15 protein-coding genes are annotated in these 21,629 nt (G+C 73.6%); 10 read left to right on the top strand and 5 right to left on the bottom strand.

The features are described from left to right. The first annotated feature begins 346 nt into the window (after nucleotides 1-346). The 3 genes from CUT44_RS32330 to CUT44_RS32320 all read left to right on the top strand — a co-directional run bounded on the left by CUT44_RS32330 (nucleotide 347) and on the right by CUT44_RS32320 (nucleotide 3,553). Nucleotides 347-1,621: an arginine deiminase gene (locus CUT44_RS32330; protein ID WP_100205552.1), complete on the top strand. Its 1,275-nt coding sequence runs from the start codon at nucleotides 347-349 to the stop codon at nucleotides 1,619-1,621. A gap of 155 nt (nucleotides 1,622-1,776) precedes the next feature. After that, entirely contained in the window at nucleotides 1,777-2,781 is a 1,005-nt protein-coding gene (gene argF, locus CUT44_RS32325) for an ornithine carbamoyltransferase (RefSeq protein ID WP_100205551.1), read from the top strand. Between the two features lie 112 nt (nucleotides 2,782-2,893). Beyond that, nucleotides 2,894-3,553, top strand: a complete 660-nt coding sequence (locus CUT44_RS32320) for a pentapeptide repeat-containing protein (protein WP_100205550.1) — start codon at nucleotides 2,894-2,896, stop codon at nucleotides 3,551-3,553. Between the two features lie 8 nt (nucleotides 3,554-3,561). On the opposite strand, the gene CUT44_RS32315 is transcribed toward CUT44_RS32320, so the two are convergent. Continuing rightward, nucleotides 3,562-4,752, bottom strand: a complete 1,191-nt coding sequence (locus tag CUT44_RS32315) for an IS110 family RNA-guided transposase (protein WP_100205549.1) — start codon at nucleotides 4,750-4,752, stop codon at nucleotides 3,562-3,564. A 324-nt stretch (nucleotides 4,753-5,076) separates the two neighbouring features. Here CUT44_RS32315 and CUT44_RS34655 point away from each other — a divergent pair, with 324 nt between their 5' ends. The 4 genes from CUT44_RS34655 to CUT44_RS32295 all read left to right on the top strand — a co-directional run bounded on the left by CUT44_RS34655 (nucleotide 5,077) and on the right by CUT44_RS32295 (nucleotide 9,531). Continuing rightward, nucleotides 5,077-6,609 carry an HD domain-containing phosphohydrolase gene (locus CUT44_RS34655; protein WP_100205548.1) on the top strand — a complete coding sequence of 511 codons (1,533 nt, stop codon included), beginning with the start codon at nucleotides 5,077-5,079 and terminating at the stop codon, nucleotides 6,607-6,609. Between the two features lie 215 nt (nucleotides 6,610-6,824). Beyond that, nucleotides 6,825-7,274: a nuclear transport factor 2 family protein gene (locus CUT44_RS32305; RefSeq protein WP_158239704.1), complete on the top strand. Its 450-nt coding sequence runs from the start codon at nucleotides 6,825-6,827 to the stop codon at nucleotides 7,272-7,274. A 323-nt stretch (nucleotides 7,275-7,597) separates the two neighbouring features. Then, nucleotides 7,598-8,680, top strand: coding sequence for an ATP-binding cassette domain-containing protein (locus CUT44_RS32300; RefSeq protein WP_100205546.1), 1,083 nt, complete (start codon nucleotides 7,598-7,600; stop codon nucleotides 8,678-8,680). Then, complete coding sequence (locus tag CUT44_RS32295) at nucleotides 8,677-9,531, top strand: ABC transporter permease (RefSeq protein ID WP_100205545.1); 855 nt, start codon at nucleotides 8,677-8,679, stop codon at nucleotides 9,529-9,531. The genes CUT44_RS32300 and CUT44_RS32295 overlap by 4 nt, the downstream gene beginning before the upstream one ends. Before the next feature lie 54 nt (nucleotides 9,532-9,585). Here CUT44_RS32295 and CUT44_RS32290 read toward each other — a convergent pair whose 3' ends face one another. The 4 genes from CUT44_RS32290 to CUT44_RS32275 form a co-directional block, all read right to left on the bottom strand. Next, a complete protein-coding gene (locus CUT44_RS32290) occupies nucleotides 9,586-13,017 on the bottom strand; it encodes an ATP-binding protein (RefSeq protein ID WP_269846260.1) in 3,432 nt (1,143 codons plus the stop codon). A gap of 300 nt (nucleotides 13,018-13,317) precedes the next feature. Further along, nucleotides 13,318-14,130, bottom strand: a complete 813-nt coding sequence (locus CUT44_RS32285; RefSeq protein WP_332888306.1) for an isocitrate lyase/PEP mutase family protein — start codon at nucleotides 14,128-14,130, stop codon at nucleotides 13,318-13,320. A 43-nt stretch (nucleotides 14,131-14,173) separates the two neighbouring features. After that, nucleotides 14,174-14,731, bottom strand: coding sequence for a Uma2 family endonuclease (locus tag CUT44_RS32280; RefSeq protein ID WP_100205542.1), 558 nt, complete (start codon nucleotides 14,729-14,731; stop codon nucleotides 14,174-14,176). A 123-nt stretch (nucleotides 14,732-14,854) separates the two neighbouring features. Beyond that, nucleotides 14,855-15,616 carry an ArsR/SmtB family transcription factor gene (locus CUT44_RS32275; RefSeq protein WP_100205541.1) on the bottom strand — a complete coding sequence of 254 codons (762 nt, stop codon included), beginning with the start codon at nucleotides 15,614-15,616 and terminating at the stop codon, nucleotides 14,855-14,857. A 228-nt stretch (nucleotides 15,617-15,844) separates the two neighbouring features. On the opposite strand from CUT44_RS32275, the gene CUT44_RS32270 reads away from it, so the two are divergent. The 3 genes from CUT44_RS32270 to CUT44_RS32260 all read left to right on the top strand — a co-directional run bounded on the left by CUT44_RS32270 (nucleotide 15,845) and on the right by CUT44_RS32260 (nucleotide 21,585). Continuing rightward, the gene (locus CUT44_RS32270) at nucleotides 15,845-16,672 is read left to right on the top strand and encodes a hypothetical protein (protein WP_332888305.1); all 828 of its coding nucleotides are present in this window, start codon (nucleotides 15,845-15,847) and stop codon (nucleotides 16,670-16,672) included. A 143-nt stretch (nucleotides 16,673-16,815) separates the two neighbouring features. After that, entirely contained in the window at nucleotides 16,816-17,565 is a 750-nt protein-coding gene (locus tag CUT44_RS32265; RefSeq protein ID WP_100205540.1) for a DUF4328 domain-containing protein, read from the top strand. A gap of 351 nt (nucleotides 17,566-17,916) precedes the next feature. Then, on the top strand, nucleotides 17,917-21,585 hold the full coding sequence (locus tag CUT44_RS32260) for a LamG domain-containing protein (RefSeq protein WP_100205539.1): 3,669 nt from the start codon (nucleotides 17,917-17,919) through the stop codon (nucleotides 21,583-21,585). The last annotated feature ends 44 nt before the right edge of the window (nucleotides 21,586-21,629 follow it).

Here is a 21,629-nt window from a genome sequence, read left to right as displayed (position 1 = left end):
GAAGGCATCAGGTGCCGGGCACAGCCGGTGTGCCGGGTGGTCCTGACGCCGATCTCCGGGCGGCCCGGCCGCCGTGGACGGCTGTGCGGGCCGCCCGGACGCGACGGGCCGGATTCCGCCGCCGTCCCGGCCGCCGTCCCGGCCGCCGTCCGGAAACGGCCGCGGCCCAGCGCGCCGGGGTGCCCGGCCGCCCCGGACCGCCGGGCGCGGGCACCCCGGTGACCGCGACCGGCGTCGCGGTGGTGGCCGCACCCGGCGGCCCCCGGCCCGGCGCCGTATCCCGCGCCGCCGGGTACGGCGCCGGGCCGCGGGGTGTAACCCACCGGTTCGCGGTCAGGTATGGGGCATGGGATTCCATGTGGACTCCGAGGTCGGGCGGCTGCGGCGCGTCATCCTGCACCGGCCCGGCCTGGAGCTGAAGCGGCTCACCCCGACCAACCGGCAGGACCTGCTCTTCGACGACGTGCTGTGGGTGCGGCGGGCGCGCGAGGAGCACGACGGCTTCGCCGCCGTGCTGCGCGAGCGCGGTGTGGAGGTCCACCTCTTCGGCGAGCTGCTGGCCGAGACCCTGGACGTCCCCGCCGCCCGCGCCTACGTGCTGGAGCGGACCTTCGACGAGCGGGAGTACGGCCCGCTTGCCACCGACCACCTGCGTGCCGTCTTCGACGAGCTGCCCACCACCGAGCTGGCCGAGGCGCTGGTGGGCGGCATGACCAAGCGGGAGTACCTGGAACGGCACCCCGAGCCGGTCTCCGTCCGCTTCCACGTGATGGACCTGGACGACTTCCTCCTCGCCCCGCTGCCCAACCACCTGTTCACCCGGGACACCTCCGCCTGGGTCTACGACGGGGTGTCCGTCAACGCCATGCGCTGGCCCGCCCGCCAGCGCGAGACCGTCCACTTCGAGGCGATCTACCACCACCATCCGCTGTTCGCGGACGGCTGCGGCAGGGCCGCTCCCGCGGACGGGGGCGCCGGCGGGGACCGGGGGGACGGCTTCCACCTGTGGTGCGAGGGACAGGGCACCCACCCGTCCACCATCGAGGGCGGTGACGTGCTGGTCCTCGGCGGCGGCGCGGTGCTGGTCGGGATGAGCGAGCGCACCACCCCGCAGGCCGTGGAGACGCTCGCCCACAACCTGTTCGAGGCGGGCTCGGCCCGCACGATCGTGGCGCTGGACATGCCCAAGCGCCGTGCCTTCATGCATCTGGACACCGTGATGACGATGGTGGACGGGGACACCTTCACCCAGTACGCGGGGCTGGGCATGCTGCGCTCCTACACCATCGAACCGGGCTCGGGCGGCCGCGAGCTGAAGGTCACCGACCATCCGCCCGAGCACATGCACCGGGCCGTCGCCGCGGCGCTGGGACTGGACTCGGTCCGGGTGCTGACCGCCACCCAGGACGTGCACGCCGCCGAGCGCGAGCAGTGGGACGACGGCTGCAACGTCCTGGCCGTGGAGCCGGGCGTCGTCATCGCCTACGAGCGCAACGTCACCACCAACACCCATCTGGCCCGGCACGGCGTCGAGGTCATCACCGTCCCCGGCAGCGAGCTGGGCCGGGGCCGGGGCGGACCGCGCTGCATGAGCTGCCCGGTGGAACGGGACCCGGCGTAGGCGCGGTACGGCCCGCGGTGCCGCCGCCCGGCGGTGACCGCAGGCGGTGGCCTGCGGTGCGGCCGGGAACCCGCACCCCAGCCGCATAGCGATGCGTTGCTTCGTATAGACTTCCGGTCTTCCTGTCGCATCCGACCGTTCTCTTAGGAGCCCCCATGGCGATCGATCTCACGGGCCGCCACTTCCTCAAGGAGCTGGACTTCACCCCCGGGGAGTTCCGGTACCTGATCGAGCTGGCCGCCGAACTGAAGGCGGCGCGGCGGGCGGGCACCGAGGAGCGGCGGCTGCGCGGCCGGAACATCGCGCTGATCTTCGAGAAGACCTCCACCCGCACCCGCTGCGCCTTCGAGGTCGCCGCCGCCCAGCAGGGCGCCCACACCACCTTCCTGGACCCGACCGCCTCCCAGATCGGCCACAAGGAGTCGGTGAAGGACACCGCCCGGGTGCTGGGCCGGATGTACGACGCGATCGAGTACCGGGGCAGCGCCCAGGAGACCGTCGAGGAACTGGCCGCCCACGCCGGGGTGCCCGTCTACAACGGGCTCACCGACCAGTGGCACCCCACCCAGATGCTCGCCGACGTCCTCACCATGACCGAGCACAGCGACAAGCCGCTGGAGGAGCTCGCCTACGCCTACCTCGGCGACGCCCGCAACAACATGGGCGACTCCTACCTGGTCACCGGCGCGCTGCTGGGCATGGACGTGCGTGTCGCCGCGCCCCGGAGCCTGTGGCCGGAGGAGTCCGTGATCGCCGCCGCCCGTTCGCTGGCCGAGCGCACCGGCGCCCGGATCACCCTCACCGACGAGGTCGAGGAGGGGGTGCGCGGCGCGGACTTCGTCGCCACCGACGTGTGGGTGTCGATGGGGGAGCCCAAGGAGGTCTGGGAGGAGCGCATCGAGCTGCTGCGGCCGTACGCCGTCACCATGGACGTCCTGCGCGCCACCGGCAACCCGGACGTGCGCTTCCTGCACTGCCTGCCGGCCTTCCACGACCTGGGCACGGCGCTGGGCCGGGAGATCCACGAGCGGTACGGTCTGGAGTCGCTGGAGGTGACGGACGAGGTGTTCGAGTCGGCGCACTCGGTCGTCTTCGACGAGGCCGAGAACCGGATGCACACCATCAAGGCCGTCCTGGTGGCCACCCTCGCGGGCGCCTGACACGAGCGCGGCGCCGGCCGGCGACACGGGGGCGGTCCCGGCGACGAGGGTCCGTTCCCGGCCGGGCGGGCTAGAGTGCGCGCGACACCGTCCTCGCCGAGAAAGGTCCGCCGTGCCCGCTCCCCGCGAGATCGACGACCTGCCCTACGCCGAGTACCTCGAACCGTTCGACGGCCGTCTGGAGCCGGAACGGCGCCACGACACCGTCCACTTCGACGGAACCGGCTTCGAGGACGCCGACTGCGGCGGAGCCGTCTTCACCGAGTGCGCCTTCACCTCGGTGGACTTCACCGGCGGACGCGGAAGCCGGGCGCGCTTCAACGACGTGTGGCTGCACACCGCCCGGTGGGTGGGAACCGAACTGGCCGAGACCGAGTGGCTGGACACCGAGACCGTCTCCGGGGTGTTCGCCGGGGTGGAGATGTTCGGCGCGCGGCTGCGCCGGGCCACCTTCCACAACTGCAAGTTCGACTCGGTCAACCTGCGCACCGCGGCACTGCGGGAGGTGCGCTTCACGGACTGCCTGCTGCGCGACGTGGACTTCGGGGAGGCCGCCCTGACCGATGTCGCGTTCCCCGGCACGGTGCTGGAGGGGGTGCGGCTGGACCGGGCGCGGCTGGACCGGGTCGATCTGCGGGACGCCGCCGTGCTGGGGATCGCCTCCGGCCACGAGGCGCTGCGGGGCGCGGTCATCGGCAGCGTCCAACTGCTGGAGCTCGCCCCGGCGTTCGCCCGGGTGCTCGGCGTCACCGTCCGGGACCACGATTCCTAATGGAGTTGTCAAGCCGCAAGAGTGACGGGCGGTATGGGGTCGTAGCACCGTCCGTCACGCAGGAGTGCCCACAGGACGTTGACCCGGCGGCGGGCGAGGGCCATGACGGCCTGGCTGTGCCGTTTGCCTTCAGCACGCTTGCGGTCGTAGAAGCGGCGGGACTCGTCGCAGCAGCGGACGCTGATCAGTGCGGAGGTGTAGAAGACGCGTTGGAGGCGTCGGCTGTAGCGGGTGGGACGGTGCAGGTTGCCGCTCACCTTCCCGGAGTCACGAGGCACTGGGGAGACGCCGGCGAAGGCGGCCAGCCGGTCCGCGCTGGCGAAGGCGGCCATGTCTCCGCCGGTGGCGGCCAGGAATTCGGCGCCCAGCAGAACGCCGATGCCGGGCATGCTCGTGATCACCTCCGCGTTGCGGTGGCGGCGAAACCGGCCCTCGATGAGCTTGTCGGTCTCCGCGATCTTCTCGTTGAGGGCTATCACCTCCCTGGCCAGAGAGTGCACCACGTGGGCGGTCATGTCCTCGCCGGGGACGGACGTGTGCTGCCTTTCTGCAGCTTGGACGGCCTTGGCGGCGAGTTCGTCGGCGCTGCGGACCTTGCGGTTGCGCAGCCAGGTGGCCAGACGCCGTCGGCCGGCGCGGCGGATGGCGGCCGGGGTCTGGTAGCCGGTCAGGAGTACCAGGGGGCCGACGTTGCCGAGGTCGAGTTCGCGTTCCAGGCCGGGGAAGATCTCGGTGAGGTGACTGCGGAGCCGGTTGATGGTCCGGGTGCGGTCGTCGCTGAGGTCCCGGCGGTGGCGGGTGAGGACCTTCAGCTCGGATACCAGCTCGTCGCCGGGCCGCAACGGGGTGAGGTCGCGCCGGATCCGGGCCTGATCGGCGATCACCGCTGCATCTTTGGCACCGGTCTTGCCATCCCCGCGGTAGCCCTCGGAAGCCCGGTTGACCGCCCGCCCGGGGAGGTAGAGGAGCTGCTGGCCATGGTTGAGCAGCATCGCGATGACCAGGGCGGCCCCGCCGTCCGCCAGGTCGATGCCCCAGACGGCTTCGTCGCCCAGGTCGAGAACGTCCCCGAGGAGCTTGAGCAGCTCGGTCTCGTCGTTGGCGACGCGTCGGGACAGCAGCCGCTTGCCGGTGTCGTCGATCACCACGCAGTGGTGATGGGTCTTCCCGGCATCGATACCGGCCCAGATCGCTGTCACTCGCTTCTCCGCAGGTCGTGTTCGTACAGGCACCACGGACGACCTCGCTGTCGAGTCCCTACTGAGCGACCAGTGCCGCAATTCCTAATGAGCAGCCGAGTCGTCGTGGGGCGCCGGGCGGCGAATCGAGGGAAGCCACAACCACGGCAGACCACTGAAAGCCACCCCCAGCGCCCCTGGGTGAGCCAACCCTACGAATGGCTCGCTCATCCCGATCAACAAGGTAGGGACCACTGACGCGACCATTGACGCGACCGCCGTGCGACCGCGGACGGCCCCGCGCGACCGCCGGGACGGGCGTGGGCGGACCGCTAGCATGAGCCGGTGCAGCGGATCCGGGTGGCGGAGGTACTGGCGGCGCTCTCCCTGACCACCGATGTCGCCGCCGGGATGTCCTTCGAGAAGGGCCTGCGCACCTGCGCGGTCGCCACCACGTTCGCCGAGCGGGTGCTCGGCGCCGATCCGGTGACGCGCCGGGCGGTGTTCGAGACGGCGCTGCTGCGCTCGGTCGGATGCACCTCCTTCGCTCCCGAGCTCTCGGCGGTCTTCGGGGACGACGTCGCGCTGCAGGCGGTCCTGAAAACGCTGGACCCCGGCGACGAGACGGTGTTCGCCGCCCAGCTCCGCGCCTACGCGGAGCGGTCCGGCGCCGCCGGACCGCGGCTGGCCCGCACCCTGGCGGAGACCCTGCCCACCCTCGGGGCGGAGGCCATGCGCAGCGGTTGCGAGACCAGCCGGGCCCTGGGCGACGGCCTGGGACTGCTGCCCCGGTCGCTGGCGGCCCTGGACGACGTGTACGAGCGGTGGGACGGCCGCGGCCTGCCCGACGGCCGTGCGGGGGAGGAACTGTCGCGGGTCGCGCGGATCGTGCACGTCGCGGAGCAGGCGGTCCTCGCGCACGCCCGGGGCGGGACGCCCGGCGCGGTGGCCGAGGTCGCCCGGCGCTCCGGCGGCCAGCTGGATCCGGGGCTGGCCGGGGCGTTCACCGCACGGGCGGCGGACGCCATGGCCCCGCTGGCGGAGCCGGACGCGGTCGCCGCCGTGCTCGGCCTGGAGCCGGAGCCGTACACCACGGTGCCGTTCGGCTCGCTGCCCGGGCTGTGCGCGGTACTCGCCCGGGTGGTGGACCTCAAGAGCCGCTGGCTGCTGGGGCACAGCGAGCACGTCGCGGCGCTGGCCGCGGGCGCCGGCGCGCTCGCCGGACTGGACGGGGCCGCGGTGGACGCGCTGCGCTGCGCCGGACTGCTGCACGACCTGGGCCGGGCCGGGGTGCCGGCCCAGGTGTGGGACCGGCCCGGCCCGCTGGGGACGGCCGAGCTGGAGCGGGTCCGCATGCACACCTACTGGACGCAGCGGATACTGGAGCGGGTGCCCGCGCTCGCGGCACTGGCCCCGGTCGCGTCCGCCCACCACGAGCGCCTCGACGGCGGCGGCTACCACCGCGGCACCCCCTCCGGGAGCCTGCCGCAGGCCGCGCGGATCCTGGTGGCGGCCGACACCTTCGCCGCCCTCACCGAGCCGCGTCCGCACCGTGCCGCCCGCGACGCGGACGAGGCCGCCGACCTGCTGCTGCGGGAGGCGGACAGCGGCGGACCGGACCGGTACGCCTGCGCGCTGGTGATCGAGGCGGCGGGACTGCCCCGCCCCGGCCGGACGCTGCCCGCCGGGCTGACCGGGCGGGAGGTGGAGGTGCTGCGGCTGGCGGCCCGGGGGCTGAGCAACCGGGAGATCGGCGAGCGGCTGCACATCTCGGCGCGGACCGTGGGGCACCACCTGACGCACATCTACGACAAGACCGGCCGCCGCACCCGGGCCGGGGTGGCGGTGTTCGCCATGGAGCACCGGCTGCTGCCCTGACGCGCGCGGCGGGCCGGGCCGGATAGGCCGATCGACCGATGCCGTCCCGGCGGCGGGCGCCGATCATGGTTGCCGCGGCCCGGGACCGGCCGCGTCCCGTCCGACCGGGGCGCCCGCCCGTCCGTACCGCCGCGTACGGTGGCGCGCCACCGCGCGCCGCCGCCACCGCCCGGCCGCACGGCGCGGCCAGGGCCCCACGGATGATCGGAGCGAGGATGAACCCCGCCCAGCCCCTCACGCACAAGGCTCAGGAGCAGGACCAGGACTCCCGGGTACTGCGGAACCAGGAGACGGTGTCCGGGATATACGCCGCCGTCGCCGACGGCGACATCGCGGCGGCCCTGGGCGCGATGAGCGAGCGGATCGAGTGGGTCGTGACCGACGGGCTGCCGTACGGGGGCACCTACCGTGGCCGCGCGGAGGTGCTGACCAACGTCTTCGCCCGGTTCGACACCGAGTGGGACGGTCTGGAGGTGGTGCCGGAGGAGATCCTGGCCGTCCGGGACGCGGTGGTCGCCCTCGGCCGCTACCGGGGGCGGCACCGCGGGACCGGGATCCTGATGACGGCGCGTTTCGCGCACGTGTGGCGCTTCGCCGAGGGCACCGCCCCGACCGCCTTCGAGACGATCGCGGACACCCACACCATGGTCGCCGCCATGCGCTGACCGGCCACCGCGCCGGGTTCCCCGGCCGCCGACTCCCCGTCCGGCGGGCCGCCAGATCCGATCTGGCGGCCCGCCGGACGGCGTCTGGCGCCTCCGGGGTGGGGGACGGCCACCGCACGGCGCGGCGCGGAACGCCGCCCGCGCGGTGCACCCGCCCCGGTCCGCGTGGACCGGGGCGGGTTTCCCCGGCCGGGAGCGATGAGTCCGGCGGCGGCGCGGAGTCTGCACCACGGAACGGCCGCGCCACCACACCGCGCCGCACTCCGCGGAGCGCGGGAGCGGCATGGAAGACGGACCAGGGACAGGGATGAGGACGGCAGACGATGAGTGACAGCGCGACCGGCCCGGCGATCGAGGCGTCCGGGCTGGTGAAGGTGTTCGGGGAGACCCGTGCGGTGGACGGCGTCGATCTGACGGTGCCCGCGGGCACCGTCTACGGGGTGCTCGGCCCCAACGGGGCGGGGAAGACCACCGTCGTCAAGATGCTGGCCACCCTGCTGCGTCCCGACGGCGGCGAGGCCCGGGTCTTCGGCCACGACGTGCGCCACGAGGCCGACGCCGTACGCAGCCGGGTGAGCCTGACCGGGCAGTACGCGTCGGTGGACGAGGACCTGACCGGCCTGGAGAACCTGATCCTGCTGGGCAGGCTGCTGGGACACCACAAGTCCGCCGCCCGGCGGCGGGCCGAACAGCTGCTGGAGGCCTTCGGGCTGGCCGAGGCCGCCCAGAAGCAGGTCAAGAACTACTCCGGCGGCATGCGGCGCCGCATCGACATCGCCGCGTCCATCCTCAACACACCCGACCTGCTTTTCCTGGACGAGCCGACGACCGGTCTGGACCCGCGCAGCCGCAACCAGGTCTGGGACATCGTGCGGGCCGTGGTCTCCCGGGGCACCACGGTGCTGCTGACCACCCAGTACCTGGACGAGGCCGACCAACTGGCCTCCCGGATCGCCGTCATCGACCGGGGGAAGGTCATCGCCGAGGGCACCAAGGGCGAGCTGAAGGCCTCGGTGGGCGCCGGCTCGGTGCACCTGCGGGTGCGGGATGCCGCGCAGCGGCCGGCGGCCGAGCGGCTGCTCGCCCGGGTGCTGGACGCGCGCGTCCAGCTCGACCCCGACCCGGTGTCCCTGACCGTCCGCGTCGGTGTGCGCGGCGAGCACGGCGAGGAGGGCGGCGAGGGGCACGGAGAAGGGATCGGCGAGGGGTACGGCGAGCGGGAGAGCGCCGCCGGGCAGGCGTCCCGGGCGCTGGCGGAACTGGCCCGCGCCGGGATCACCGTCGACAGCTTCGCACTGGGCCAGCCCAGCCTGGACGAGGTCTTCCTCGCCCTCACCGACCGCCCCGCGGTCCACACCACCGCTCCCGCCGCGGGCAGGGAGAACAAGGAAGGAATCCCGGCATGACCACCGCCACCGCACGAGAGCCGAAGACCGGGGAACCGGCCCCCGTCGCCACCGAGACCCTCGCCGGCCTGCTGGTGGCCGGGGAGCGGCCGCCGCGCCCCAGCGCCTGGTCCGCGTCGGCCACCTTCGGCTGGCGGGCGATGCTGAAGATCAAGCACGTCCCCGAGCAGCTCTTCGACGTCACCGTCTTCCCGATCATGATGGTGCTGATGTTCACCTACCTGTTCGGGGGTGCGCTGGCCGGCTCGACCACGGAGTACGTGCAGTTCGTGCTCCCGGGCATCCTGGTGATGAACATCGTGATGATCACCATGTACACCGGGGTGGCGGTCAACACCGACATCGACAAGGGCGTCTTCGACCGGTTCCGCACCCTGCCGATCTGGCGGCCCGCGGCGATGGTCGGCTACCTGCTGGGCGACGTGCTGCGCTACGCCCTCGCCTCGGCGGTGATGCTGACCCTCGGCCTGGTCATGGGCTTCCGGCCCGGGGGCGGGATCACCGGGGTGCTGGCCGGGGTGGCCCTGCTGATCGTCTTCTCCTTCGCCTTCTCCTGGATCTGGACGATGTTCGGCCTGATGCTGCGCACCGAGAAGTCGGTGATGGGCGTCAGCATGATGGTGATCTTCCCGCTGACGTTCCTCAGCAACGTCTTCGTCGATCCGAGCACGATGCCGGGCTGGCTCCAGGCGTTCGTGAACAACAGCCCGGTCACCCATGTGGCCTCGGCCGTGCGCGGACTGATGGAGGGGGAGTGGCCCGCCGCCGACATCGCCTGGTCGCTGGGGTGGAGCGCGGCGCTGCTGGCCGTCTTCGGACCGGTCACCATGCGGCTGTACAACCGCAAGTGACGCCGCACCGCGGGTGACCCCGGGCCCGCGGCGGGGCCGCCCCGCCGCGGGCCGTCACAGGCGCCAGGCGGGCCCGTCCCCGTCGGGCGGCAGATAGCGGCAGGCGGCACCGGTGGAGACGGCGGCCCGCAGATGGGCGGCCAGTTCCGGATGGCGCCGGTCCAGCCTGCGCAGGGTGTCGCGGATGCGCGCGGTGACGGCCTTGCGGGCCCGCTCGGCCTCGTCACCCAGCCGCCTGGTGCGCCCGGCGAGCCCGGCGGCGGCCCGCAGCTCTCCCAGCAGTGCCTCCCGCTCCCGGTCGAACGCGGCGGCCCGGTCGTCGCGGCCCAGCGCGGCGGCCCGGTCGATCTCCTCGTCCAGCCGGGCCAGCCGCTCCCGGTAGCGGGCCTTGGCCTCCTCGTCGAGCACCGGGTCGCCGCCCGGCCGCCGGGCGGCCACCGCGGTCTCGCCGCCGGCCGGGTTCAGCAGCCGTACCGCCGGTATGTCCTCACCCGGGCGGCCCAGCAGCAGACGCAGGTCCCGCAGCCCTTTGGCGTCGGGCAGGTGGACCGTGCGCCCCCGGTACGTCAGGGTCCACACCTCTCCGTCGAAGCGGAAGACGTTCTCCGGCGGCACCGGGGCGGCCCGGGCCTCCCCGGCCTCCGGTGCCGGGAGCCGGACGGGCCCGTGGTCTTCGCGGCCCGCCCCGGTGCCGCCGACCGCCGGACCGGCCGGGCCGACCGGGCCGGTACGGCGCGCCCGCTCGGCGAGATGCCGCATGCCCAGCCCCTCCGCCTCCCGGACCACCCCGGCCAGCAGGGCCTCGGCGGCCGGCCCGTCCCCCGGCCCGCCCCGGGCGAGCAGTGCCCGCGCCAGCTCCAGACGGGCCCGGACCGACCAGGGCCGGGCCCCGAGGCGGTCGGCCGACCGGTGGGCGGCGGTCAGGCGCTTCACCGCCTCGCCCCACCGTCCCCGGGCGGCCGCCACCACCCCCAGCCACAGGTCCATCGGGCCGCCGACGTCACACCCGTACAGCGACACCGTCCACTGGTCGGAGAGCGGCAGCAGGTCCGCGCGGACCCGCTCGCACAGCTCCGGGTCGTCCGCGACCGCCGCCGTCTGCGCCCGCAGTCGCAGCAGCAGCGGCACGAAGAACGGGGACACCGGCCCCGCGGCGTCGATCTCCGCCAGCAGGGCCGGCGCCGCTGCGGCGTCCCCGGGGCCGTCGCGCTCCAGCGCGGTGATGCCCTCCAGGATCCGGTGCTGGGGGTGCCCGTGCCCGGCGAGCGAGCGGTGCAGGTCCGCCAGTTCGCCGAACCGGCCCTGCTGCAGCCACAGCGCCCAGCGCAGATGGCCGATCATGTAACCGATGTGGGGGTGCCGCCGCTTCGTGAAGTACTCCTCGGCCCGGTCGAGCAGCGGCTCCACATCCGCGAAGCGGCCCGTCAGCGTGGCGATGATGCTCCGGTCGACGCACGAGGAGAAGTCGGCGCGGGGCCGCCCGGCCCGTTCGGCCAGGGCGGTGAACGCGCGGTACTGGTCCAGGAAGGCGGGGTCGCCCTGCTCCAGCAGCGCCACCCAGCGGAAGGACGCCGCGAGGTACTCCGTCTCCAGGTCGGCCCGGCGGCGCGCCACGGACATCAGCTCGGTGGTGAGCGCCACCCGCTCCGGCGCGCTGCCCGGGCCCCAGACGGCGTTGTGGCGGGCCCACAGCCCGAAGACCAGTGCCTCGTCGTCACCGCCGCGCCGGGCCCGTACGGCGAGACCGACGGTCAGCTCCCGGGCGAGCCGGTCGAGCGTCGCCGCCTCCCCGGGCGCCGTACCGGCGGCCGGCGCCGACGCGCCGGAGCCGCCGGAGCCCGCGCCGGGGGCCCGGCCGCCCACCAGCCGGTCGTATGCCTCGTACATCAGGCCGGTGGCGGACGGTCCCTCGGCCCCGTCGGGGGAGAGCCGCCGTGTCTCCTCCCGGTGCAGGGTGAGCGCCACCCGGGCCAGCAGCCCGGGATCACCGGTCTCGCGGGCGGCATCGACGGCCTCGGTGAACGCCCGCCGGGCGGCCTCCCGTTCGCCCAGGTACTCCAGTTCGTTGCCCAGATCCAGCAGGATCAGCACCTGCCTGCGCCGGTCGCCGCAGGCGGCGGCCGGCTCCAGCGCGCGGCGGTGGTGTCCGGCCGCCTCCTCGACGGCCAGTCTGCTGCCCGCGTCCCGGGCCGCGGCCAGCAGGATCTCCAGCGCCCGCGGCGCCTCGATCCCGTCCCCGGCCAGCCGGGCGTGCCGGGCCAGGTCGGCGGGGAGCACCTCACCGGCCGGCGCGGTGGCGGACTGGAGCGCGTCGACCGCCGCGGCGTGCAGGCGGCGCCGCTCGGCCTCGCCGAGCGACTCGTACAGCGTCTCGCGGACCAGGTCGTGGGCGAAGGCGTACCGCTCCGGGCCGAGCGCCGTCACCAGCCGGGTGGCCAGGGCCCGTTCCAGCAGTCGGTCCACCCGGGAGGCGGACTCGCCCGCGGTGGCCGCCAGGACGGCGCGGTGGAACTCCCGCCCGAGCACGGCGGCGCGGCTCAGCAGCCGTACGACCGCCTCGGGCAGTAACGACAGCCGGTGCCGCAGGGTGTCGCGGACACCGGGGGCGACGGCGGCGGCCGTACCCGCGCCGTGCCACAGCCGGGCGGTCTGCTCGACGAAGAACGGATTGCCGCCGGTGCGGCGGTGCACCTCCGCGATCAGCTCCTGTGCCGGCCGCCGCCCGGCGGTGCGGGCGATCAGGGCGCCCGTGCCGGCGCGGTCCAGCCCCGTCAGCGTCACCGTCACCGCCCGCGTCAGCAGCGGCAGGACCAGCGGCCGCAGCGGATGGCCGTCCGCCTCCAGCTCGTCGTCGCGGTAGGTGCCCACCAGCAGCAGCCGCTCGAACCAGGTGTGCCCGGCCGCGAAGCGCAGCAGCCGCAGCGACGCCGGGTCCGCCCAGTGCAGGTCCTCCAGGACGACGACCAGCGGGCGGTGCTGGGAGACCGCCACCAGGGCGGCGGTGACCGCGTCGTGCAGCCGGAACTCCCCCTCCGTGCCGCCGGCCGCCGGATCGCCCGTGCCGTCGGCCGCGCCGGGGGCCTCGCCCAGCAGCACGGCCAGGCCGCCGCCGGCGGTCTTCTCGGCCTCCGCCCACTGGCCGGCGGTGGTGCCGCGCCGCAGGGCGCGCAGGACCTGCGTCCACGGCCAGTGGCCGGGCGCGTCGCAGGAGTCCCAGCACGCTCCGCTCAGCACCAGGGCGCCCTGCCGCCGTGCCCGGTCGGCGGCGTCCGTCACCAGCGTCGTCTTGCCGATGCCCGCCTCACCGGTGACCAGGACCAGACCGCCGTGGCTCCGTGCCGTCCGGGCGACCTCCGCCCGCAGCACGGCGGCGGGATGGTCGCGCCCGATGAGCCGGGAGGCGGCGGCCTCGGCGGCGGTGCCGGTGCGGTCTGCGCCGTCGGTGGAGTCGGTGCGGTCGGTCTCGGAAGGCGATGGACGGTCCACGGTCCGAGCCTGGCACACCGCACCGACAACCGCCCCGGGGATTCGGACGGGCGGGCCCGGGGAGGGCGAACCGGGCCCCGGGCCTGTGCCGTGGCCCGGCCTCATGGCCCGGCCCCTGTGCTCCGGCTCCGCTCCGTGCGGAGTCCGGTCCCCGGGCGTTCGCACCCGGGGGTCGCGCCTCGCCCGCCGGTGGTCTCCCCCGCGCTCAGCCGCGAGCCCGCACGGCACGGGGCGCGGGCGTCCGGGCACCCGGCCCGGACGGCACCGATCAGGGGACGCCGGCGGGCCCGGCCCGTCCGTTCACGGCAGGGGAGGCGGGGTCCAGGGATCGGCCAGCGCCCGGGCCCGCGCGTAGTCGGGCGTCTCCGGTGCCCCGGCCGCCGGATCGGCGATCCGGACGGCCAGCTCCACCGCCCGTCCGAGGGCGGCGCGGAACAGCAGCGACCCCAGACTGATCCGGCGCACCCCCAGCCCGGCCAGTCGTTCACAGGTGTGCCGCCCGGGCGCGAACAGGACGTTCAGTGGCGCGTCCAGCTCGCCGGCCAGCGCGCGGATGCCGTCCTCGTCGGCCAGCCCGGGGACGAAGACGCCGTCCGCCCCGGCCGCCAGATAGCGGCGCGCCCGGCGCAGCGCGGCCGCCGTGGTCGGCTCGGCGGCGAGCCAGTGGGTGTCGGTGCGGGCGTTGACGAACAGGGTGGGAGCGGCCTCCCTCACCGCCGCGACCCGCTCCGCCTGCCGCACCGGGTCGGCCAGGGTCCCGTCGGGTCGGCCGTCCTCGATGTTCACCCCGGCCACCCCCGCCCCGGCCAGTTCCGCGGCGAACGCCGCGACTCCGGCGGGGTCGTCGGCGAAGCCGTTCTCGATGTCGACGCTGACCGGCACCGGCAGCCGGGCCAGCCGCCGTCCCAGCTCCAGGGTGCACTCCCGGGCGGCCCCGGTGGCGTCGGCCAGCCCCGCGGCGGCGGCCACCCCGAGACTGGTGGTGCCGATCGCGGGGAAGCCCTGGGCCGCCAGGGCGGCGGCCGAGGCGTGGTCCCAGGCGCACGGCAGCAGCAGCGGGCGGTCGGCGCGGTGCAGCTCGCGGAAGACGGCGGACATGGACGCGGGACTCACGGAATACGGCTCCTGTCGTGTGCGGTGCCGCCCCCGGCGCGGCTCACCCCAGACCGGAGGTGTCCAGTTCCATGGCGAACGGCTCGGGAAGCGGTACGGGGGTGCCGAAGGGGTGCGGCCCCGTCACCCGGGTGTAGCCGAGTCCGCCGGGCTCGGCGAACAGTGTGCAGGTGCGCTCCTGCCGGTCGATCAGCAGGTACAGCGGCGCGCCGTACTCGGCGTACCGGCGGCGCTTGACGGTGCGGTCGGTGTCGGCGTTCGAGTCGGAGGTGACCTCGACCACCAGCAGTGTCTGCTCCGGGAGCAGGGCCCCCGCCCCCTTGGCCAGGTCCCGGGGGACGACGGCCAGATCGGGCACGAACCAGTTGCTGCTCCCCGGCAGGTCCAGATCGCCCGACCCGGTCACGCAGCCGAGCCGCCGTACGACCGGGCCGATCTGCTCGCGGATCACATCCGCCGCCGTCTCGTGGTCCCAACTCGGTGACACCGGCTCGATGATCCCCTCCACGATCTGCACCCGGTCCCCCCGGACGTGCTGGATCGCGTACTTCAGCGCTGTTTCCGGGTCGACGGCTGCGTACGAGTGCGGCTGGGCGCTCATCGGTCCTCCACGGACGGTTCAAGTGCAGCATGACGACATACCCGGGTCTACCGCAATCGGGGCCGCTCCGTTGCCCGCCGCCCCCGCCGTCACCCGGAGGAGTGGCCCGCCGGGCCCCGGCTCTCATGGCGTCCCGTCCGCGGACCCGGCGGCGGACCGGAGGGCGAGGTCGGCGTCCGTGACGCCCAGCAGCTCGTACAGTGCCCGCCGCCCGGCGCCGGTCACCCGCAGCGCCCGCCGGGTGCCGATCCGCTCGCACCACCCGGCCTCCAGGGCGTGGCGGCACAGCTCGGCCCCCGCCACCCCGGCCAGATGGGGGCGGCGCTCGGTCCAGTCCAGACAGGCACGGGCCGGCGGGCGCCGGCCGCGCGGACGGGCCGTCAGCTCGATGCCCAGCCGCCCGAACCAGCGCAGCCCGTCGCAGGTCACCGCGAACCCGGTGTCCCGCTGCAGCAGGCCGCGTTCCAGCAGCGCGTCGGTGACCGCGACCCCCAGCCGTCCGGCCAGATGGTCGTAGCAGGTGCGGGCCCGGGCCATCGCCGCGTCCGCGGAGGCGGCACGCAGCGAACGGGGCGCGGGCGGCGGGCCGGCGTGCGCGGCCAGGTCCTCGACCAGCTGGGCCGCCCATGGGCCGGCCAGCCGCACGTAGCGGTGCCGCCCCTGCCGCTCCTCGGCCAGCAGGCCGCCCGCCACCAGCCGGTCCAGATGGCCGCTGGCCGTGGCCGGGGCGACCCGGGCCAGCCGGGCCAACTCGCCCGCCGTCCAGGCCCGGCCGTCCAGCAGGGCCAGGCAGAAACGGGCGCGGGTGGTGTCGGCGAGCAGCCCGGCCAGCCGGGCGAGGGCGGGGCCGGTGCGGTCGGGGGCACGGTCGGCGGTGCGGTCCATGGGGCCAGCATGCGGGCGGATCGCTTCGGCGGACACCGAAAGGTGTACCAGGCAAGTGATCACATGGGCATCACAATCGCACATTGGTTCGTCATCGGCATGTGCCGGTCATCACCGCACCTCTAAAGTGACCTGGTCACACGGGGTGAAGACGACCGGAGTGCGCTTCTTGCGCCACCGACCGGCTCCGCACCCCCTGAACTCCTCTCAAGCAGAAGGTCCATGCCCATGCCCATGCGTCCTGCCCTCGTGCGCCGTACCGCCCTCGCCGCCTCCGCGGTCTGCCTGGCCCTGCTGGCCACCGCCTGCGGCGGCTCGGACCCGGACGGCGGGAGCGACAAGGGCGGGGACGGGACGAAGGCCGGCAAGGCCGACGAGAAGGCCGCCGCCCAGCCGGCGGTCAAGGCGAAGACCGCCGCCGAGCTGGACGAGCTCGCGCTCGCCGAGGGCGACGTCAAGGACCACGAGATCCAGAAGGTCGGTGCCGGGGAGGCTCCCGACTCCGGTGACATCAAGGTCGACAAGGCCGGCTGCGAGCCGCTGGCGCACGCGATGACGGGCGTGCGGGTCGGCGAGCCCGCGGCGACCGCGCAGCGCGGGGTGAGCCAGAAGGCGAAGAAGCCGGCGGAGCCCTCGCTCGACGAGCTCGCCGAGATGACCGAGGAGGAGATCGCGGAGGCGTTCATCGGGGCCCTCGACATGACGATGACGACGGTCTCCCTGTCCTCCTACGACGGAGCGGGCGCCGAGCAGGCCCTCGCGGACCTGCGCACCGCCGCCACCGACTGCGGCGGCGGCTTCACCTCGACCGCGCCGAGGGACAAGCGGAAGGTCACCGGGATCACCGAGGAGAAGGTCACCGGCGGCGAGGAGTCGGCCGCCTGGACGCTGACGACCGACATGGAGGGCGACGTGGTGTCGGTCAAGCTGGCGGTCGTGCGCCAGGGCGGCACGCTCGCCTCCTTCGTCTCCCTCAACCTGGCCTCGGCCAGCGGCAAGAAGGACTACCCGCTGCCGACCGCGGTCATCGACGCCCAGCTGGCCAAGCTCGGCTGAGCGGCACACCGCACTCCGGCCGCCCCCCCGGCCCCGGCGATCCGCACAGCGGTCGCGCCGGGAGCCGGGACCCGGCCGGAACCGTCACCCAAAGCCGTCCGCCGACCGGCGGACACACGATGCCCACAGGGGGGCCGCTCTTCATGAACCCCGATCATCCGGACTACGCCGAGCACCTGGACGGTTCCAGGAATCCGGCTCGTTCCGCCGGTCCCGTCCCCGTCGCGCCGACGGGACTGGCGAAGGCCGTCACCGTCCTGCTGGGGGCGGTGATCGCCGCGGACGTGTTCTCGCTCTACGGCGGGCTGGCCGTGCACGGACTGGTGGACGACCTCATCGCCGGACGACCCGTCACCGAGGCGGAGTCGGCCCGGGCCGACCGGCTGTACGGGCTCGCGGGTGTCGCACAGTTCGCGACGATGCTGGCGGCTGGCGTCGTCTTCCTGGTCTGGTTCCGCCGGGTGCGGGTCAACGCCGAGGTGTTCGTCCCCGACGGGCACCGTAAGAGCCGCGGCTGGGTGATCTGGGGCTGGTTCGTGCCCGTGGTCAACCTGTGGTTCCCGCGCCGGATCACCCTCGACATCTGGAACGCGAGCTCACCGGTGCCGCTGAACGACCCGGACCCGGAGCGTCCCTCCCGGCCCCTGGTCAACGCCTGGTGGACGCTGTGGCTGCTGGCGACATACGTCGGGAACGGCGCCGGCAGGATGTACGACCGGGACGAGTACGTCGAGACGATCCAGTCGGCACTCGTCATGCTGATCGTGTCCGACATCCTGAGCATCGTCGCCGCCGTGCTGGCGATCCTGGTGGTACGCGCCCTGACCCGGATGCAGCAGGCCCGGATCCTTCAAGGCCCGGGGCCGCTGTACCCGGCGTTCCCCGCCTCCTGACCTGACCCCGGCGGGGCGGGGCCGCCCGGCCCCGGAACGGGCACCGGCCTCCGGGCCCGGCGCGTGTCGCCGGGCCCGGAGGCCGGCCGCCGCCGCACCGCCAACGACACTGTTCGTAATCCGGCCTGGCGAGAAGGCTTTCCGGCCAAAGATGATCGCAATCGACCTGTTGTGACCACATCTCCCTTGACCGAGCCGGTGATCGATCGATTGGATACCCAGGTTTTGAAGATCATGTGAAGCCTGGGGGGAAGCGTGAACTTACGGTGGGGGAGTGGCGCTTCGAGGGTGACTCCCGGGCGACCACGGAAGAGGGCACTCGGCTTCGTCGGCATCACCCTCGTGACAGGGATGACGGCGGGGCTGCTGTCGGCGTCGCCGGCACAGGCCGATGTCAGGACCGGGGAACCCCCGGCCCCGACCGAGGGGCAACGGGCCCTGGCCGAGGCGGAGAAGACCGGGGAGCGGGTCGAGGTGACCGGCGAACGGTCGGAGCACTCGACGGTGTTCGCCAATCCCGACGGCCACACCTTCACCCTGGAGGAGTCCTCGGTCCCGGTACGGGTGGCCGGGCCGGGCGGCGGCTGGCAGGCGCCCGATCCCACCCTGGAGGTCAGGCCGGACGGCTCGGTGGGGCCGAAGGCCGCCGCGGCGGAGATGACCTTCTCCGGCGGGGGAGACGATCCGCTGGTGCGGATCGCCGAGCAGGGGCGCTCCCTGGAACTGGACTGGCCGGACAGCCTGCCGGAGCCGGAACTGAACGGGACGAGCGCCCTGTACCGCGAGGTGCTGCCGGACACCGACCTGCGGGTGACCGCCTCCACCGAGGGCTTCCGGCACGTACTGGTGGTCAAGACGCCCCGGGCGGCGGCCAACCCCGAACTGAAACGGATCGACTACCGGCTCAAGGCCGCAGGACTGAGCCTCCGCGAAGGAGCCGCCGGAAGCCTGACGGCGGTCGACGGGGACGGGAGGACGGTCTTCCGCGCCCCGCCCGCGCAGATGTGGGACTCGGCCGGCGAGGACGCCGAACAGCAGGCCACCGGCCGGCAGACACCGCGCCTCACCACCGGCACAGCGAAAACTTCGGAGCGGGCCGAGACCGGTGACTCCCCCGGCGCCGAGGCCGATCCGGAACCGGAACCGGAGCCGGGTGACACGGTGACTCGGATGGAGGTGGAGGTCACCGAGGACACCCTCACGGTGGTCCCCGACGCCGGGATGCTGACGGACACCGACGCCTCCGTCTACCCGCTGCACATCGACCCGTCGGTCACGCTGAACGAGTCCGAGCGCACCCTGCTGCGCAGTGACGGCTACGAGTCCTACGGCTGGGGCAACGGCAGCGACGGCCGCGGCAAGGGCGCCGGCAAGTGCGGCAGCTGGAGCGGCTACTACTGCGGGCCGGGCTATGTGCAGCGCCTGTACTTCGAGTTCTCGCCCGCCAAGCTGAAGGGCAAGAACATCCTGGACGCCACCTTCCGCGTCACCGAGCCGTGGGCGTTCCAGTGCGACCCGCGGTGGGTGAACCTGGTGCGCACCAACAACATCTCCTCCGCCACCACCTGGTCCTCCCGCCCCAAGGAACTGGACCTGATGGTCGACCGGCACGTGTCGGCGGGCCGCGGCTCACTGTGCGACCCGGACTCGCCGGACGCACCGATCGAGTTCAACGACAACCCGGAGGAATCCAACGAGAACCTCACCCCCACCGTGCGGAACTTTGCGGCGGGCAAGTTCTCCCGGTTCACCCTGCAGATCCGGGCGAAGGACGAGTCCGACACCTCCGCCTGGAAACGCTTCAAGAACGACGCGGTCCTGGCGGTGAAGTACGTGGCGCGGCCGGCGCTGCCGAAGAACGTCGGTCTGCTGTCCGGCGACGGCACGGTCTGCTCGACCAGCGAGGCCGACCCCGACGTGGTCAGCGATCCCACCCCGGCGGTGACCGGCAGGCCGCGGACCGCCGCGGGCGGTGAGGCGGGGGCGAACCTGCGCATCCGCTGGCGCACCGACCGCTGGAACGGCTCCTCCTGGGTACGCGCGCACACCGATGTCGACAGCCCGACCTCCGGGTACGCCGGGAACCTGGCGGTACAGACCAGGAGCCTGCCCGCCCTGTCGGAGGGGGTGAAGTACCGGCTGCGTGCCCTGACCATGTCGTATTACGAGGACGGGTCGAACCGGCTGCACACCGGTTACACCACTGCGTGCCACTTCAAGGTCGACTCCACCGCGCCCAAGGCGCCCAAGGCCAGGATCGGCAGCCCGTACACCGAGTGCACGGTCAACGAGTGCGTGCCCGGCGGGGGGCCTGGGGAGCCGGTCACCTTCACATTCAACGCCGCAGATGGTGAGCAGCTCAGTACAACGGCATTCCAGTACCGGCTTACCACCACCAGCACATGGCTCGACGCCAAAAAAACCTGTTTTCCCACCATACCTGTCTACGCATGCGAGGGTGCGCCTCCGATTCTTGTATCGGTGATCGGGTGGCAGGGCACTTTCACCCCCGACCGGCCGGGCACCTACCGCCTGTATGTCCGGGGCAAGGACGAAGTCGGACGCTGGGGCGCTCAGCAGGTGAAGGACTTCCTGGTCGCCGCGGGCGAAGGGCCGGTCGGCCGATGGCACTTCGACGAGGCCGACGGCGTTGCGAAGGACTCGGCGGCCGGAGGCGGAACCCGGCACGACGCCACCCTCCACGGCGGCGCCGCGCGTGACGATCGCGGAAGGCGCGGTCTGATCACCCATGACGGCGACGGCGCACCACTGGAGACCCCGGTCACGGACAAGGGGCTGGCGCTGGACGGCAGCGGCGGCTACGCGGCGACCGGCGGTCCGGTACTGGAGACGCGCTCGGCCTACACCGTGTCCGCGTGGGTGCGGCTTCAGAACACCGGCTCGGAGGCCATCATCGCCTCACAGGACGGCACCCAGTACTCACCCTTCATCCTGGGGTACTCCAAGAGCAACGGCCGGTGGTTCTTCGGAGTGAAGGAAAAGGACGCGGCGACGGGGACGGCTTACCACGGCGTCATATCCAAGCAGGCACCGAGCACCGGGATCTGGACCCATCTGGCAGGAACCTACGACCCGGCATCCCAGAACCTCTCCCTGTACGTGAACGGAAAGCGGCAGGGTGCCGTCTCGGTCCCGGGTTCCTGGTCGTCGACGGGCGCGTTCCAGATCGGGCGCTACAAGTGGGCCAACGTCCACCAGTACTACTTCCCCGGCTCCATCGACGAGGTCGCGGCGTGGCAACGGGCGCTGACGGCCGAGGAGATCGCCGACGAGGCGCGGCTGAAGATCAGCGAGGGTCATGCGGCGGTCGAACTCGTGGCCCACTGGGACCCGTCCACCGGCAGCGGCACCACCGTGGCGGACACCGTCTCCGGCTACGGGAGGGACCTGAAACTGACCGGCGGGGCCTCACTGGACGGTGAGGCGATCGTCTTGGACGGCGTCGACGGCGCCGCCACGGCCACCGGCCCGCTGGTGGACGACACCGGCTCGTTCACCGTGACGACCGCGGTGGAAGTGGACAGCGCCAGAATCCTGGCCAAGGACGCCGGGTACACCGGCCAGGTGCTCGGCCGGCGCACCTCCGACGGCTCGGCATGGGGTCTGTGGTACGAGCTCACCGGCAAGAGGACCGTCTACGACCCCGAGACGGACACGGACCGGACCGAGGCATCGGGCCGGTGGCACTTCGGGCGGATGAACGCGGACGGCACGTTCTCCTCGGTGGTCTCGGAGGAAACCGCGGAACTCGACAGCGCGGTCCGTCTGACCGGGGTGTTCGACGCCCAGGCCGGAACGATCAGCCTGTACGTGGGCCATCTGCAGAACGGTGACGCGCAGGTGTTCACGGCCCGGGCGGGATCGGGTGACTTCGCCGTGGGCCGGGGCTTCACCTCGGGGCAGTGGAAGCACCACCTGCCCGCCCGGGTGGCGGAGGTGCGGCTGTGGGCCGGGGCGATGACCGGTTCCGAGCAGATCGAGGACCGCGTGGGCGGCTGACGGAACGGCACGACAACGGTGCGGGCGGCGTCCGGTCGAGCCGC

This window comes from Streptomyces carminius (genome assembly GCF_002794255.1).
Lineage (GTDB): Bacteria > Actinomycetota > Actinomycetes > Streptomycetales > Streptomycetaceae > Streptomyces > Streptomyces carminius.
This window is presented reverse-complemented; position numbering and strand designations above follow the sequence as displayed.

What these genes read in the sequence shown, in the direction of transcription:
- CUT44_RS32330 (WP_100205552.1), top strand. Translation starts at nt 347, where the DNA reads ATGGGATTCCATGTGGACTCCGAGGTCGGGCGGCTGCGGCGCGTCATC.
- argF (WP_100205551.1), top strand. Translation starts at nt 1,777, where the DNA reads ATGGCGATCGATCTCACGGGCCGCCACTTCCTCAAGGAGCTGGACTTC.
- CUT44_RS32305 (WP_158239704.1), top strand. Translation starts at nt 6,825, where the DNA reads ATGAACCCCGCCCAGCCCCTCACGCACAAGGCTCAGGAGCAGGACCAG.
- CUT44_RS32300 (WP_100205546.1), top strand. Translation starts at nt 7,598, where the DNA reads ATGAGTGACAGCGCGACCGGCCCGGCGATCGAGGCGTCCGGGCTGGTG.
- CUT44_RS32295 (WP_100205545.1), top strand. Translation starts at nt 8,677, where the DNA reads ATGACCACCGCCACCGCACGAGAGCCGAAGACCGGGGAACCGGCCCCC.
- CUT44_RS32280 (WP_100205542.1), bottom strand. Translation starts at nt 14,731, where the DNA reads ATGAGCGCCCAGCCGCACTCGTACGCAGCCGTCGACCCGGAAACAGCG.
- CUT44_RS32275 (WP_100205541.1), bottom strand. Translation starts at nt 15,616, where the DNA reads ATGGACCGCACCGCCGACCGTGCCCCCGACCGCACCGGCCCCGCCCTC.
- CUT44_RS32270 (WP_332888305.1), top strand. Translation starts at nt 15,845, where the DNA reads ATGCCCATGCGTCCTGCCCTCGTGCGCCGTACCGCCCTCGCCGCCTCC.
- CUT44_RS32265 (WP_100205540.1), top strand. Translation starts at nt 16,816, where the DNA reads ATGAACCCCGATCATCCGGACTACGCCGAGCACCTGGACGGTTCCAGG.
- CUT44_RS32260 (WP_100205539.1), top strand. Translation starts at nt 17,917, where the DNA reads ATGACGGCGGGGCTGCTGTCGGCGTCGCCGGCACAGGCCGATGTCAGG.